Raw genomic sequence first — 15975 nt, forward strand, 5'->3', positions numbered from 1 at the left:
ACCAGCCCGATCAGTGATCGCCGAAAAGCTGATCGAGTTCGGTCAGGGACGCGGTCAGGGCCGCCCGCTGAGCCGGGGTGCACCGGGGATCCGCCACCGCTCGGCGCAACAGCTCACCGGCCAGCTCGGGGGTCTCCCGGACGGCCTCGGCACGGTGCCCGACGAGCCAATCGAGCAGCCACGAGTCGACTTCCGGCGTACCCCGGACAAGATGTTCGACGATCAGGCCCGCCGCCGCGCCGTGCCCGGCCAGCACCTCGGCCGCGTGCCGGTGCAGGGTGGGCCGCAGCGCGGCGGGCACACTCTCGACCAGAGCCTGGCGCAACACCGGCTGCCGGAAGGCCAGCCCGTCGCGGGTCCGCACCACCACGGTTGCCGCGACCGCCTCGTCCAGGTCGGTCGTCACGCCGAACGGGGTCCGGCCGGTGAACGCCGCGACGTCCGCGACGGCGAACCCGACACCGAGCAGGGCCGCGTACCGCAGCGTCTCCCGGCTGCCGGGGGAGAGGTCGTCCAGGGTCGCCTGCACGGTGTCGAGCAGTGACTGCGGCATCGTGGTCATCCCGGCCGCGACCTCGGCGATCCCGCCGTCGACGACGATCGCCTCCTGCCGGAGCAGACCGGCGATCAGCTCCCGGGCGTAGAGCGGATTGCCGGCCGTCAACTCGGCAAGCGACCGCAGCGAAGGGCCGGGGTCGGCGCCCACCGCGGTCCCGAGGATCCGCTCGATGTCGTCGCGGTGCAGCGGACCCAGGTCCAGCACGTGCCCGTCCCGGTCGATCACACCCTGCCGCAGCCGGGCCAGCTCCCGGCCGTTCGGCTCGGGACGGGTCGCCGCGACCAGCAGCAGTGGCATCGTGCGGGTCAGCTCGGACAGCCGTTCCCAGACCCGCAGGCCGGCCTCGTCGACCCACTGCATGTCGTCGACCAGCAGCACTCGCGGACCCGAGGCGCAGGCCTCCCGGACGAACGCGACGACCCGGTCGACCCCGTCCGGATCGCCCGGCAGCACGGCGGCGAGCGCGGCCCGCTCCGGGTCGTCCGAACTGGTCTCCAGCCCCAGGGCCTTCATCATCACCTGCAGCGGGATGCGGCTGCTCAGCTCGTCGGCGACACCCCGGGCGACCCGGACGCCGATCCGCTCGGCCTCGTTCAGCACCGCGGTCAACAGCTCGGACTTGCCGATGCCCGGCTCACCCTCGATCCACACGGTGGCGCCCCGGCCCGCGCCGGCCGCCGCGGTCAGCGTCCGCAGCAGCGTCACCTCGGCGTCCCGGCCGACGTGGGCCGGTGGCGCCGGAGCCTCGGCCGCGGCCGGACTCCAGTGCGGCGACGGCGCGGGTGCCGCAGCCGCCGACGGCTCTGCGGACTCGGCCAGGATCCGGCTCTGCAACGCGCGGATCGACGGTCCCGGCTCCACCCCGAGTTCGTCGACCAGCACCCGGCGGGCGGCGTGGAACGCGTCGAGCGCCTCGGTGCTGCGCCCGGCCTGGTGCAGCGCACGCATCAGCAGCTCGTGGAACGGCTCGTGCAGCGGGGAGAGCCGGACCAGGGTGGTCAGGTCGGCGACCAGGCCGTCGTCACCGCCACCGGCCAGGATCAGGCGGGCCCGCTGCTCCGCGGCGGCGATCCGCAACTCACCCAGGCGGTACCGGTCCAGCTCCACGAAACGGCCGGTCAGGTTCGCGTACGCGTCACCGTGCCAGAGCCCGAGCGCCTCGTCGAGGCCGGCCACCGCGTCGTCGGTGCGTCCCGCCGCGGCCAGTCCCATGGCCGCGCCGTACAGGCTCTGGAAACGGTCCGCGTCGAGGGCGTCCGGGGCGAGCCGCAGGGTGTACCCGGCCGGACCGGAGAGCAGCGACCCGCCCGCCGACCCGGGGACGCGGTGCGGCTCCAGGCTCCGGCGCAGACCGGAGATGTACGTGTACACGTTGCCCGCCGCCGTGGTCGGCGCGGAGTCACCCCACAGCGCGAGGATCAGCTCGTTGCGGCTGACCACCCGGTTGGCGTTGGCGGCGAGCACCGCGAAGAGGGCCCGCCGCCGGGCGGTACCCAGATCGACCTCGTGGTCGCCGTTCCACGCGCGTACCGGTCCCAGCACGCTGACGCACAGCCCGCTCATCGCTCCTCCACGTCGCCGGTTCCCCGGTGGAGACGGGCGGTGCCATCAGCGGATAACAGAGAATTCACCGGAGGCTTCGGTTTCGAAGAACAACCCGGCCCGGAACAACCCCTGTGCCAGGTGGGTGGTGAGCAGTGCCCGGGCCGGTTCGGAGAGGGCCGGTGAGGAGACGGCGTGCCGGAGGACGGCGATCGCCGATGCGGGCGCGGTGCTGGTCAGCTGCTCCGCGTGGGTGGTCAGCCACCGTTCCACCCAGGCGTCGATCGGGACCGGCCCGGCCAGCAGCTGGCCGGCGACCCGGCTGGGAGCGCCGTCCGACTCGGCGATCCGCTGGGCGAGCTGGCGGTGCATGGTGACCCGCAGCGCGGTCGGGATGGCGCCGTGCAGCACCTGGCGGACCACCGGGTGCCGGAACCGCAGGCGCCGGCCGTCCTCGACCAGTACCCCGGCCGCCAGGGCCTCCTCGACCGCGGTGACCAGTGCCGGAACCGGTCGGCCGGTGACCGCGGACAGGTCGGTGACCAGGTGGTTGTTGCCCAGGAAGGCGATGGCGCGCAGCAGTTGCCGGGTGTCGTCGGAGAGCGGGCGCAGATGCCGGGAGACCGCCTCGACGAGTTCGGTCGCGGGCGTGTCCGCGGTCAGCCCCTGCCGTTCGGTCCGGACCAGGTGCAGCAGGTAGAACGGGTTGCCCGCGGCGGCCGCGACCAGCGAACGCACCGTCGGCGGTTCGATGTCCGGGCGGCGTGTCCAGGCCCGGACCAGCGCGGTGGCGGTCGGGTCGTCGAGCGGGCCCAGGTCGATCAGGGTCGTGCCGTTGCGGGGCAGCGCCCGGCGCAGCAGCCGCATCTCGTAACCGAAGGGCAGCGGGCGGGAGGCCGAGACGAGCAGCAGGGGCAGCCGCCCGGTGAGCTGGTGCAGTGCGTGCCAGACCAGCAGCGACATGTCGTCGGCCCACTGCATGTCGTCCATCACGAGCAGGACCGGGCCCTCGGCGCACTGGGTGATCACGAACGCCTGGATGATGTCGATCACGGCCATCGTCGGCGGGGTGGCGCCGGTCGCGCGTACCGCGTCGAGCAGGTTGTTCGCCGGGCCGTGCGAGAGGTACTCCGGCAGCAGGTTCAGCGGTTTGCCGCGGTCGGACTCCTCGCCGACACCCCAGCCGACCTGGACACCGAGCACGGCGGCGTCCCGCAGGCCCTCGGCCAGCAGTGCCGACTTGCCGATGCCGGCCTCACCGCTGATCCAGATGCTGCCGCCGTGGCCCTCGGCGAGACCGGCGACCGCCTGCCGCAACCGGGTGACGGTGGCGGTCCGGCCGCGGAAACCCGCGTGCCGCCGCGGCAGCGTCGACGTGATCGTCGCCGGGCGGATGGCGTCGCCGACCAGCTGGGCGTGGATCTGGCGGACGGCGGCGTCGGGTTCGGTCCCGGACTCCTCGACCAGACGTTCGCGCAACGCGGTGTACATGGCGATCGCCTCGTCGACGCGGTCCTGGGCGGCCAGCGCCAGCATGGTCACCGCGTACAGGCTCTCCCGCATCGGGTGGCGCCCGGCCAGCACGAGCAGGTCACCGGTGACCTCGGCGGCCCGGCCGAACCCGAGCATCAGCTCGGCGCGGCGCTCGACCGAGGTCAGATGCAGTTCGCCGAGCCGGACACGCTGGTTCTCGGCGTGCGGCCCGGGGATCCCGGCCAGAGGCTCGCCGTCGCCCCACTCGGCGAGGGCGGCGTCCAGCGCGGCCAGCTCACCGACGGCGTCCCCGGCCGCGCGGGCGGCCCGGGACTGCTCGCGCATCCGCTCGAAACGGGACACGTCGACGTCTTCCGGCGACAGGTGCAGACGGTAGCTGCCGCCCCGGGAGGTGAGCACGTCGCCGGAGGTCCAGCGGTCCCGGTCCGGTTCGAGGACGCGACGCAGCGCGGACACGTACGTGTAGAGGTTTCCCATCGCGCTGGCCGGCGGCTCGTCGCCCCAGACCGCGGCGATGAGCTCCTCGCGCAGCACGGCGCGTCCCGGCTCCAGCGCCAAGGCGGCGAAGACCGCCTGGCGGCGGGCGGATCCCAGGGCCAGTTCCCGTCCCCCGCGCGTGACCCGGAGCGTGCCCAGCAAGGAGACCTCGAAGCTGGTGCGCACTGCCGTCATACGCGTTCCTCGCGATATCCGTGCTCGCCGCTCATTTCAACCTTTCGGCCGAAATCGTAGCCGAACGATGTAACAGGTCAACTCTTCGTGCCGGGGAGGTTGGTGTTCTTGGCTTTTCGAAGTACGGCCGGGTTGCACAGCAAACAGCAAGGAGGGGCACCTTGGCTAGCAGAGCCGGGCACTGTCCCGCTCGTCACACTGCCTCAACATCGGTCGAGGTGATGGACTCTGAGGCGGTTCCCGGCGCCCCGCCGGGTGATCGGGATCGGGGGCCGGATGGGCGACGAATTCGCGGGCGAGACCTTTCTCGCCCTGGCGAACGAGGGCCGGCTGGTGGTCGCCCCGGAACAGGCCGACGCCCTGATCGCCGGCCTGGAACAGACGATCGCCGTCCTGAACGAGCGGCTGCGCCTGCTCGACCTCTGGCAGCGGTCGCCGTCGCTCGCCGAGATGCCCCCGGCGATGGCGGACACCGTGGTGGACGTGGTCTTCGACGACCAGCTGTGCCCCGGCCGGATCGAACGGGCCGCCCGGGAACTGCCGAAATACGTCGCGGCGCTGCGGACCGCCCGGCGGGACGTGGCCGCCGACTGATCAGGCCGTCCGGCGCCGCTTGAGCAGTTGCGGCACGAGGAACGCCAGCAGCAGCACGACCAGGCCGATCGCGACCCCGATCAGCACCGTGCCCAGCGTGCCCAGCCGGCTCTGCGGCACCGGCGTGGCGGCGGCGTCGACCCCGATCCCGGCCGGCAGCGGAGCGGTGACCGCCCCGGCCGGGCTGACCAGGCCTTCCGCGGCGGTGTCCCGCACCTGACGGGTGACCTCGGCGGCCCGCAGCTCCGGGTGGGCCGACCGGACCAGGGCGACCGTGCCGGCCACGAACGCGGCGGCGAACTCCGGGCCGTCGCCGGCCACGCCGATGCTCGCCACCCCGGCGCCGGGCGCCAGCAGATCCACCGCGTCCGTACCGGCGGCGTCGGCCCGCTGCCCGTCCTCACCCGTCGCACCGACCCGGAGCAGGCCGTCCGCGGCGGTCGCCGACACGGTCGCGGGCACCACGACCACCACGTCACGGGCGATCGCGTCGGTGATGGCGGCACTCACCACCGGGTTCGCCGCGTCCACCTGCGCGCCGATCAGCACCACCTGCGCGCCGGCCGACGTCGCGACATCGACGGCGGTCGCCGCGAGGCGCGGCGTCAGCTTGCCGGTCCCCGCTTTGACGGGTACGAGTCGCGCCCCCGGAGCCACCCCGAAGGACTCGCCACCCGACCCGTCGTCACCGGCGGTGATGCCGGCCAGTGCGGTGCCCGAGCCGGTGCAACTGTCGTCGCCACGCCCGGTGCCGCCGGCGACGTCCGTGCCGGTCAGCACCCGGCCGGACAGTTCGGGCGCGGAACCGTCCACACCGGACCCGATGATCGCCACCGTGACCCCGGAGCCGTTCGCCACGGTCCAGGCCCGGCTCGGGGTGAGCAGGGACTGCCCCCACGAGGCGGCCTCCGGCACGGCGTCGCCCCACTTGCACTGCGACGTGCGGGCGGCGCTGGACGGCAGCGGACCCTGCTCCAGCTCGGCGCCGACCGCGTCCCAGGGCAGGACCACGTGCCAGCCCTCGACCAGCCTGTTCGGGTTCGCCAGCCGGCCGCCGTCCGGTTGCACCCGGCCGGCGTTCAGCTCCAGGATCTCCCCGGCCCGGTTCGCGTCACCGAGAAAGCGCTCGGCGATCTCCCACAGGTTCTCCGGCGCGTTCTGGTACGAGGCGGTGACCGTGTAGTAGTACCGGTTCACCGCGGCGTCCACCGGCGGTTCCGCGCGGGCGGGCAGGACCGGCAGGGCGGTCGTCACGGCGGCCAGCGCGGCCGACAGCGCGACGGCGCGCAGCGTCATCGAGGTCAATCCCCTCACCACTCGGACTTCTCGATCAGCGCCCAGTCGTGGTCGTCGTTCGGGGCGCAGGGCACCAGGGCCAGCCGGGCGTCCGCGCCGGCCTCGCCCACGCCGGGAACGTCGAGGCACATCCAGGTGGTGGTGTTACGCAGCCAGTAGTACTCGAAGCCACCGGAGGTGGTCCGCTTCTCCAGCCGGAAGTACTGGTTGTCGTTGTCGAAGCAGTTCGTCTCGCTGACCGCGGTGCCGGAGTCCACGCCGTCGGCGCCGGGCACGTCGAGGCACAGGCCGTCGTCGGCGTTGCGGATCCAGTAGAGCTGGTAACCGTCCCCGTCCACGATCCGCGGGACGAAGTGCCACTCCTGGTTGTCCTCGGTCGTCTTCGCGCACGGGAACTGGGTGACCGGGCCGTCCGCGGCACCCGGGCCGTACCCGCCGATGTCGACGCACATGCCGGTGGCCAGGTTGTGGATGAAATACGGGCCGTAGTCGCTGCCGTTCGCGTCGGTCGCCATGATCGCCGGCTGGTTGGCCCGGCCCTGCGGCGCGGCCGGCTTCGGGGCGGCCGAGGACTTGGCCGGCTTGGCCGAACCGGAGACGGAGGGGGAGACCGACACCGACGGGGCCTTCGACGGCGCCTTGGCCGGCTGCAGGCGGGTGTCCTTGGCGTACTCGGTCTGCGCCTTGGTGACGGTGGCGGCCAGCTCGGTGACCGGCGCCGCCTTGTCACCGCGGGTGAAGGCGGCCAGGGCGGCCGGATAACCACCGGTCTGCTTGATCAGCTTGCACATGGTGCGGCCGAGCGCCGGGATGGCCACCGCAGGATCCCACGGCGACCGGGTCGCCGACGCCTTGACGTTGTCCACCCAGACCTGCGGCGGGAACTGCGCGATGCCCTGCTCGCCGGCCGGGCCCAGCTTGTCGGCGTCGAAACCGGAACTGGCCATGAGCTGCGCGGCGAGCCGGGCCGGCGGCATCTCGGGGCAGCTCTTGCCGCCGGTGACGACCGCCTTCAGGTACGCGTCCGGCACCGGCGGCACCGTGTCGGCGGAGACCGGCGTGACCGTCGGCGACGGGGAGGCCGGTCCACCGGCGAAGGCGGGCTGCAGCGCGTACCAGTTCGCGTACCGCTCAGCGGTGTCGACGTAGTTCTGCGCCTCGCCCGGGATACCGCCGGCCACCAGCACCTGGTCCATACCGAGCCGGTGCGCGGCGAGCGCGACCCGCCACGGATCCTCGGCGATGGCCACCGCCCGGGACTGGCCGATCAGACCGCACATGTGGTGGGCGAGAGCGGTGACGGAGGCTTCCCGGTCGGTGATCTGTGCGCCCTCCCACGGCACGTTCTGCTGCCACTGGGCCGGGGTCAGCGCGGCGACACCGGCCGCCCCGCCGGTGCGCATCCCCTCGACCGGCTGGCTGCCGAAGTTCGAGGCGATCATCACCTGGCCGGCCAGCCGGGGCGGGGTCAGCGCGGTGCACGAGGAGGACGCGTCGACCAGGATCCGGACGTCGGAGGCGGAGAGCCGGTTGCCCTCGAGCGGTTCGGCCGCGCTGGCCGCCTGCCGGGCCGCGAAGCCGCCGGCGCCGGTCAGCGCGGCGAGCGCCAGGACGACGCCGAGCGCGATCGGGCGCCGCAGGTTGCGCCGGGGAGCCGGGGTGGTGGGCTGCGCCGCCGGGACGACCGCGGTGAGTGGTGCCACGACGATCTCGGTGGACGGCTCGGCGATGACCGTGGTGGCCGGTTCGGCGGCGAGCACCGTGGTGGGCTCGTCCTCGGCAGGTTCCTCCGGTTTCTCCGGTTCCTCCGCTCTCTCCGCTCTCTCCGCTCTCTCCAGGACGGGCGGCTCAGGCTCCGGCTCCTCCCAGCGCAGCGTGCCGACGACCGCGTCGAACATCTGGACCGTGACCTCGGCCTCGTCGCCCCCGGCCACGGTGAAGGTGACCAGGCCGTATGCGCCGGCCACCGACGGGTGGGCGATGTAGTACCTCACCTGCTGGGACCGCTCGGCGCCGGCGGTGGTGGCGACCCGGATCGCCTGCGCGCCGGCGATCTCCAGGTAGGAGCCGTCGTCACCGGCCCCGGCCAGGACCGAGGCGAACAACTGCTCCGGGGCGGTGTTCTCCTCGACGTTCTCCACCACCGAGACGAACAGCGAACCGGGCAGCCGGGTGCCGTCGAAGCCCGGAACCGGCAGCAGCACCGTCCGCGCCTGGTTGCGGGCCGCCTCGTCCGCCGCGGCGGTGACCTCACGCCGCAACGCCTTCTGCCAGGTCGCGGCCTTGTCCTCGGGCAGGTCGGCGGGCAGTGCCGCCCGGACCAGGCCGTCTATCAGGCGGGGACGGTCACCGGCGGAGGCCGGCGTGACCGGGACCTCGGCCCAGCCGTCCGGAACGATCAACTCGAAGTCGATCACGATGATCCCCCTGGCGCCGGCGGATGGACAGAGCGGCGGTAACGATAGCGCAGTCGACCTTTCTGAACTATGTGGTCAAGGCGCCGGGCACCGGTCGGTCAGCAGGCGGTGACAGCAGGATCTGCAGAGCGTTCGCGCAGGTCCGGGCATGGGTGAGGAACCAGTCGATCCGGTCGTCGGTCAATGTGACGAGGTCTGCACGCGGAGAGAGGCGGCGGCTCCCCGCTCTGCGTGCGGATCAGGCAGCGCACTGGCTGAGGGCGCGGGTGTGATACCCCGTCATACGCACGGAAGGGTGAAAAGGGGCGTACAAAATCGAACAATGCGTCGCCTGATCACCCGTTGAATGCCTTTTCGTTACCTCAACGAGAATCGATCGTCATGGGATTTCCCTACGCTCCGGCGGATCTACTTCGTTCGGAGGGTCATCCTCGATGCGTTCATACATACGCAGCGCGGGTGCCACCGGCCGACTCCTCCCTGTGCTGCGGGTCCCCTCCGGGTTCCGCACGATGGGTGCTGTCGCCGTGGTCACCGCACTCGGTCTCAGTCTCACCGGCCCCGCCGTAGCGGCCACGGAAACGCCATTCATCAGCGAGATTCACTACGACAACGCCGGCACCGACAGTGGTGAGGCCATCGAGGTCGAGGCCCCCGCGGGGTTCGACCTCAGTGGCTGGCAGATCGTGCTCTACAACGGAACCGGTGGCGCGTCCTACAACACGGCCACGCTCAGCGGTGTGACCCCGGCGTCCGGTGTGGTCGTGCAGACCTACCCGGCGAACGGCGTCCAGAACGGCTCTCCGGACGGCGTGGCCCTGGTCAAGCCGGACGGCACGGTCGCCGAGTTCCTCACCTACGAGGGCACGTTCACCGCGACCAACGGTCCGGCCGCCGGTCAGGCCGGTGTCGACATCGGTGTGTCCGAGCCGGACACCACCCCGGTCGGCCACTCGCTGCAGAAGGTCGACGGCAGCTGGCAGGCGCCGGGCGTCAACAGCTTCGGCGCGATCAACGGCACCGTGCCGGAGGAGCCCGAGGAGCCGGAGGAGCCCTCCGAGGGCTGCGTCACCCCGGTCACCAATACCATCGCCGAGGTGCAGGGCACCGGCGCGGCGACCCCGCTGGCCGGGCAGACCGTGACCGTCGAGGGTGTCGTCACCGCGGACCACCGCACCGGCGGCTACAACGGTTTCTACCTGCAGACGGCGGGGACCGGCGGCGAGCGTACGGTCGCCGCGGGCACCGCCTCCGACGCGGTCTTCGTCTATCTGACGTCGAACACCGCGCTGCACCCGTCGATCGCGATCGGCGACCAGGTGCGGGTGACCGGCACCGCGAGTGAGTACAACGACCAGACGCAGATCACCATCGGCGCCAAGGCCGACGTGGCCGTCTGCGCCACCGGCGCCACCGTGCCCACCCCGGTCGCGCTGGTCCTCCCGGTCGGCGACGACGTGCGCGAGTCGGTCGAGTCGATGCTGGTCGCGCCGGTCGGCACGTTCACCGTGTCGGACAACTACAACACCAACCGGTACGGCGAGATCGCCCTGACCGCCGGTTCCGACGTGGCCAAGGTCCCCACGGACGTGGCTCGTCCCGGCAGCACCGAGGCCGCCGCGGTGAAGGCCGCCAACAAGGCCGGCCGCATCCTGCTCGACGACGGCAAGACGACGAACCTGTCGTCGAACAACATCGCCCCGCCGTACTTCGGCAAGAACGACCCGATCCGGGTCGGCGACACCGTCGAGCAGTTCGGCCCGGCCGTCCTGGCGTACGGGTTCAGCGAGTGGCGTCTGCAGCCGGCCACGCCGGTCGACGCGGACACCGCCCCGGCGAACCGCACCACTTTCAAGGACAGCAACCCGCGGACGAACGCCCCGGTGAACGTGGGCGGCGACGTGCGGGTCGCGAGCTTCAACGTGCTGAACTACTTCGTCCACTTCGGTGGCGAGGCACGCGGCGCGGCCGACGAGGCGGCGTTCGCGAAGCAGGAGGCGAAGATCGTCTCCGCGATCACGGCACTCGACGCCGACGTGGTCGCCCTGATGGAGATCGAGAACTCGGTCCGCTTCGAGGCGAACGACCCGCAGCTGGCGCTCAAGACGCTGGTCGGCAAGCTCAACGCGGCGGACGGGGCGGGCACCTGGGACTACGTCCGGTCGCCCGCCGAACTGCCGTCGGCGGCCGAGCAGGACTACATCACCAGCGCGATCATCTTCAAGCCGGCCGCGGTCACGCCGAAGGGCGCGTCCAAGTCGGTGAACGACGAGACGGTGTGGTCGAACGCCCGCGAGCCGATCGCGCAGACCTTCACCGCGGGCTCGATCGATTTCACCGTGGTGGCGAACCACCTGAAGTCCAAGAGCGCCTCGGTCGCCCCGACCGGCGACAACGTCGACACGGGTGACGGGCAGGGCGCGTACAACGGTGACCGGAAGCGGCAGGCCGCGGCGCTGGCGACGTTCGTCGGCACGCTCGGCACCGACAACGTGATCCTGCTGGGTGACTTCAACGCGTACACCCAGGAAGACCCGATGCAGGTCCTCTACGACGCGGGTTACACCGACGCGCACTCCACGTTCGCGCCCGGCAAGTCGTCGTACGTGTACAGCGGCGAGTCCGGCTCCCTGGACCACGCGCTGGTGACCGGTGCGCTGAACAGCCGGATCACCGGCGTCGACATCTGGAACATCAACTCCGTCGAGTCGTACGCCTTCCAGTACGACGGTTACGCGCCGTTCTTCGACGCGGGCCCGTTCCGGGCCAGTGACCACGACCCGGTCGTCATCGGCCTGGACACCGGCGTCGCTGGACCGGTCGACCTGCAGCTGCTCAGCATCAACGACTTCCACGGCCGGCTCGAGTCGCCGACCACCGGCAACGGTGGCGCCGCCCAGCTGGTCGGCGCGGTCAACCAGCTGCGTGCGGAGAACCCGAACACCGCCTGGGTCTCGGTCGGTGACAACATCGGCGCCTCCACCTTCATCTCCGCGATCGACGACGACAACCCGACGATCGACGCGCTGAACGCCGGTGGCCTGAACGTCTCCGCGGTCGGCAACCACGAGTTCGACAAGGGCCTGTCCGACCTGCTGGGCCGGGTCTCCGACCGGGCCGACTTCCCCTACCTCGCGGCGAACGTCTACAAGGACGGCGAGCGGGTCCTGCCCGGCTACGTCGTGCAGTCCGTGGGCGGCGTCAAGGTGGGCTACATCGGTGTGGTCACCGAGCAGACCGGTTCGCTGGTCAGCCCGGACGGCATCAGGGGCGTGGAGTTCCGCGACCCGGTCGCCGAGGTCAACACGCTCGCGGGGCAGCTGTCCGACGGCGACGAGGCCAACGGCGAGGCCGACGTGCTGGTGATGCTCGCCCACGAGGGCGCGGCCACCGAGAACATCGGCTCCGCCGAGGCGCTGCAGGCCGACGAGGTGTTCGGCGACTTCACCCGGGTCAGCGCCGAGATCGACGCGATCTTCAGCGGGCACACCCACCAGCCGTACGCCTTCGAGGTCCCGGTCCCCGGTGTCACGGGCAAGACCCGTCCGGTGATCCAGGCCGAGGACTACGGTCTGCGTCTGGGCCGGGCCGTGCTGAGCTGGGACCCCGCCACCAAGACGATCACCAACTCGTCGGCGGAGCTGCTCAACGTCACCGGTTACCCGTCCGACGCGACGGTCGCCGGCATCGTGGAGACCGCCAAGACCACCGCCACCGAGCTCGGCAAGCGTGAGCTCGGCAAGATCAGCGGTGACATCCTGCGGGCCTACAGCGCCACCGGCTCGGAGGACCGCGGCGCCGAGTCGCCGATGGGCAACTTCATCGCCGACGTCCAGCTCGACCAGACCAAGGACGCCGGTCGTGGTGGCGCGCAGATCGCCCTGATGAACCCGGGCGGCCTGCGGGCGGACCTCAAGTACGGCACCGACGGCACGGTCACCTACTCGGCCGCGTTCGCCGTCCAGCCGTTCGCCAACGACGTGGTCACCCAGACGCTCACCGGCGCGCAGATCAAGCAGGTGCTCGAGGAGCAGTGGCAGCCGGACGGGGCCTCCCGCCCGGTACTGCACCTCGGTTCGTCGAAGGGCCTGACCTACTCGTACGACGTGAGCCGCCCCCGCGGCTCGAAGATCATCGCGTCGTCGTTGAAGCTGAACGGTGTCGTCATCGACCCGGCCGCCACCTTCCGGGTGACGTCCAACTCGTTCCTCGCCGCCGGTGGCGACAACTTCACCACCCTCGGCCTGGGCACCAACCGGGTGACGACCGGCGACAACGACCTCACCATGCTGGTCAACTACTTCGCCGCGTACACGCCGATCACCGCGGACACCACGCCGCGCAGCACCCCCGGCGTCGGCGACGAGACCGCCCCGACCGGCACGTACACGCTGAACACCGCCGCCCTCTGGCCCGGCCAGAAGGTCACGCTGACCCAGAAGGCGCTCGCCGACGACGTCAGCGCGGCCGACAAGATCACCCGTGTGATGAACTGGGGCGACGGCAGCGCCGCCGAGACCCTGGCGGCGGACGCGACCACCGCGTCGCACACGTACGCCAAGGCCGGCAGCTACACCGTGACGGTCACCCTCACCGACGAGGCCGGCAACGGCGGCCCGGCGATCTTCGAGGGCGCGTCCACGGTCAAGGTCGCCGCGCAGACCGGCAAGTACAAGCTGGAGAAGACGGCGATCTGGGCCACCCAGGGAACCTCCGTGCAGGTCAGTGGCGTCACCGGCGCCACGAAGCTCACGGTGGCCTGGGGCGACGGCAGCACGACCGTCTCCGCCGCGACCAACGCGACGGTGCCGCACACGTACGCGAAGGCGGGCCGTTTCACCGTCACGGTGACGCCGTCGAACGCGGCGGGCGCGGGCACGACCGTCACGGTCGGCGCGGTGACCGTCGCCAAGGACACCTTCAAGCCGACCGTGGTGCTCAGCCCGCCGGCCCAGAGCGACCGCGCGTCGTCCTGGAAGAGCGTGACCGGCTGGAGCTTCGACATCGGCACCGGCATCGCCGCGGTCACCGTCAAGGCGTACGCCAAGAACGGCAGCAGCTGGTTCTACTACAACGGCACGAAGTGGGTGAAGGCCTCCTCGGAGAAGGACGCCGCGGCCAAGGCCGTCGCGATCACCGTCACCCCGAGCGCCAACGGCACCTGGAAGGCCGGTCTGACCGGCGTGGCCAAGGGCATGACCCTGAAGCTCAGCTACGGAGCGAAGGACAAGGCCGGTAACACGTCGTCAACCAAGACCTACACGGCACGTATCACCAAGTAACAAGATGATTTAGCCGAAAGGCCCCTGCCGGGAGGCGGGGGCCTTTCCGCATAAGATCCGCGGGTGCCAGCAGAGAAAGCCCGTACCGATCCGACGCCCTGGCTGCACAGCGGCCTGACGCTGGCCGCCGTCATCGGTCTCGCGATCAACCTGCGCACGTTCTGGACCGCGTTCGCGCTTCCCGATCCGGGGCTGGCCCTCGCCCTGACCGGCTGCTACCTGGCCATGCTGGTCGCCGCGGTCCTCGCCCTCTGCCTGCGCAGCACCCGGGCACTGGCCCGGGTCGACGTGCTGGTGCTGGTCACCGCCATCGTGATCAAGGGGATCGCCCTCTGGCCGGCGATCACCGGCGAGCATGACATCGATGTCGACGAGGGCATCCTGATGGACCGGGCCAGCCGGGCGATAACCTACGGTTTCGACCCGTATCAGCTGTCCTGGCCGTACATCAATCCGGACACGGCGACCCGCCTGATGGACGGCGGCGGCGCCTTCACCTTCGGCTACCCGCCGTTCGGCATCCAACTCGGCGCGCTGTTCCAGTGGCTCGGCGGCGGGGCCGTCGTCGGCATCGTCGTGGCCGCCACGCTCGCCCTCTTCGCCACCGCGATCATCGCCTTCTGCGTGGCGCCCGCCCCCTTACGGCCGTTGGCGACTCTCGGCATCCTCGGGACGGGCATTCTCACCGCGTACGCGGAGAACGCCTACCCCTCGATGATCGCCCTGCCGTTCCTCTGCCTCGCGGTGTGGAAGTGGACCTCGATCGGTCGCGGCGGACGCCTCGGCTTCGGCGGCGTCCTGCGGGCCGTCGCGATCGGGCTGGCCGTCTGCACCCACCAGCTGGGCTGGTTCCTCAGCATCTTCCTGCTGGTCGGCATCATCCTGCTGCGCCGCGGCGAACTGTCCTGGGCCCGCACCCTGCTGCTGGCCGCCCGCTACGTCGGCATCGCCGTGCTGGTGGCGGTGGCGGTCAACGCGCCGTTCGCCCTCCGCGACCCGGTCACCTGGATCCACGGCATCACCGAACCCCTCACCCAGCACGCCGTGCCGCACGGGCAGGGCATCATGGCGGTTACCTACCACCTGATCCGGGGCAGCGGCGCTCTGGACTTCTACGGGCACGCGACGATCGCGATGCTGGTGGCGCTGATCGCGGCGTACGCGGTGAACATCCGCAGTTGGGGTCCGGCCGCGGTGATCCTGCCGTGGATCGTGTTCTGGGTGGCGTTGCGATCCCAGGACGGGTACTGGGTGTTGACGATGCCGCTCTGGGTGGTGGGTCTCTGCACCACATCCCGGGCCGATTTCGCCACCGCCTACCAGTTCCTCCACCGACGCCGCCGGCCGGTCCCGCCCACGTCTGTCGTCTCCGAGCCGGCACCCGTCGGTCCCGAGCCGGTGCCTGCTGAGTCCGTGCCTGCTGAGCCCGCTTCCGTTGAGACGGCTGCTGCGGTTGAGCCGCCTGCTTCCGTCAATGCGCCTGCTTCCGTCAAGGCGCCTGCGAAGTCATCGGTCCTCGCGTCGTCCGGCGCTGCCCCCGACTCCTCCTCCGAGCCGGTCGATCTCGAGCTGGACGAGCCGGAAGAGCCGGAAAAGACCGAAAAGCCGGAAGGGCCGGAGCCGGAGCGGGAGACGGAGCGGCAGCCGGAGCCGATCATCGCGCCACGGAAGTCCCGGGTCGGAACCGTCCTCCGGGCCGCCGTGACCGTGATTTTGTTCCTCCCGGTGGCCACCTGCCTGACCGTCGCGATGACCTCGCCGGCCCCGCTGACCTTCCAGGTGATGTCACCCCTGGTCTTCGGTGAGAAGGTGGAACGCCTGGTGGTGGCGGTGACCAACGATTCCGATCACCCGTTGTCGCCCAGTTTCACCGTGACGACCGGCGTCTACATGGGCCAGTTCTGGAAGGTCAACCACGGTCCGGCGACCTTGGAGCCGGGCGGGTCGGCCGTCTACTTCCTGATCCCGCCGAAGGTCTGGCGCCCGAAGCTGACCGAGATCCCACTGCTCAGGGCGGTGTCCGACGGCCCGCAGACACTGAGCTCGATGCTCCTGGCGCCGGTCTACTACGGCACGCCGTTTCCGCTCCCGCGCGACAAGCCGACCCGGAAGCGCTGAC

At 71.3% G+C, this 15975-nt stretch carries 7 protein-coding genes; 3 read left to right on the top strand and 4 right to left on the bottom strand.

The genetic code is table 11. From position 1 onward, the window contains the following. Window positions 1–10: 10 nt before the first annotated feature. Entirely contained in the window at window positions 11–2122 is a 2112-nt protein-coding gene (locus QSK32_RS05335) for an ATP-binding protein (protein ID WP_285471357.1), read from the bottom strand. A 45-nt stretch (window positions 2123–2167) separates the two neighbouring features. After that, window positions 2168–4267, bottom strand: coding sequence for an ATP-binding protein (locus QSK32_RS05340; protein WP_285471358.1), 2100 nt, complete (start codon window positions 4265–4267; stop codon window positions 2168–2170). 276 nt (window positions 4268–4543) lie between these two features. Between QSK32_RS05340 and QSK32_RS05345 the strand changes: the two genes are divergently transcribed. Then, window positions 4544–4861 carry a hypothetical protein gene (locus QSK32_RS05345; protein ID WP_045747111.1) on the top strand — a complete coding sequence of 106 codons (318 nt, stop codon included), beginning with the start codon at window positions 4544–4546 and terminating at the stop codon, window positions 4859–4861. Here QSK32_RS05345 and QSK32_RS05350 read toward each other — a convergent pair whose 3' ends face one another. Further along, window positions 4862–6178 (bottom strand): S8 family serine peptidase, encoded by a 1317-nt coding sequence (locus QSK32_RS05350; protein WP_285471359.1) that lies wholly within the window; start codon window positions 6176–6178, stop codon window positions 4862–4864. Beyond that, window positions 6172–8574 carry an RICIN domain-containing protein gene (locus QSK32_RS05355; protein ID WP_285471360.1) on the bottom strand — a complete coding sequence of 801 codons (2403 nt, stop codon included), beginning with the start codon at window positions 8572–8574 and terminating at the stop codon, window positions 6172–6174. The genes QSK32_RS05350 and QSK32_RS05355 overlap by 7 nt, the downstream gene beginning before the upstream one ends. Before the next feature lie 434 nt (window positions 8575–9008). Here QSK32_RS05355 and QSK32_RS05360 point away from each other — a divergent pair, with 434 nt between their 5' ends. Together QSK32_RS05360 and QSK32_RS05365 are read left to right on the top strand one after the other, a co-directional pair. Next, window positions 9009–13856 carry an ExeM/NucH family extracellular endonuclease gene (locus tag QSK32_RS05360; protein ID WP_285471361.1) on the top strand — a complete coding sequence of 1616 codons (4848 nt, stop codon included), beginning with the start codon at window positions 9009–9011 and terminating at the stop codon, window positions 13854–13856. Window positions 13857–13919: 63 nt separating this feature from the next. Further along, on the top strand, window positions 13920–15974 hold the full coding sequence (locus tag QSK32_RS05365) for a hypothetical protein (protein ID WP_285471362.1): 2055 nt from the start codon (window positions 13920–13922) through the stop codon (window positions 15972–15974). Window position 15975 lies beyond the last annotated feature (1 nt).

The sequence above is a fragment of the Actinoplanes sp. NBRC 101535 genome (genome assembly GCF_030269225.1).
In the GTDB taxonomy this organism is placed as follows: domain Bacteria; phylum Actinomycetota; class Actinomycetes; order Mycobacteriales; family Micromonosporaceae; genus Actinoplanes; species Actinoplanes rectilineatus.

Excerpts from the sequence above, each read along its gene's own strand:
- QSK32_RS05340 (WP_285471358.1), bottom strand. The coding sequence starts at position 4,267 with ATGACGGCAGTGCGCACCAGCTTCGAGGTCTCCTTGCTGGGCACGCTC.
- QSK32_RS05360 (WP_285471361.1), top strand. The coding sequence starts at position 9,009 with ATGCGTTCATACATACGCAGCGCGGGTGCCACCGGCCGACTCCTCCCT.
- QSK32_RS05335 (WP_285471357.1), bottom strand. The coding sequence starts at position 2,122 with ATGAGCGGGCTGTGCGTCAGCGTGCTGGGACCGGTACGCGCGTGGAAC.
- QSK32_RS05345 (WP_045747111.1), top strand. The coding sequence starts at position 4,544 with ATGGGCGACGAATTCGCGGGCGAGACCTTTCTCGCCCTGGCGAACGAG.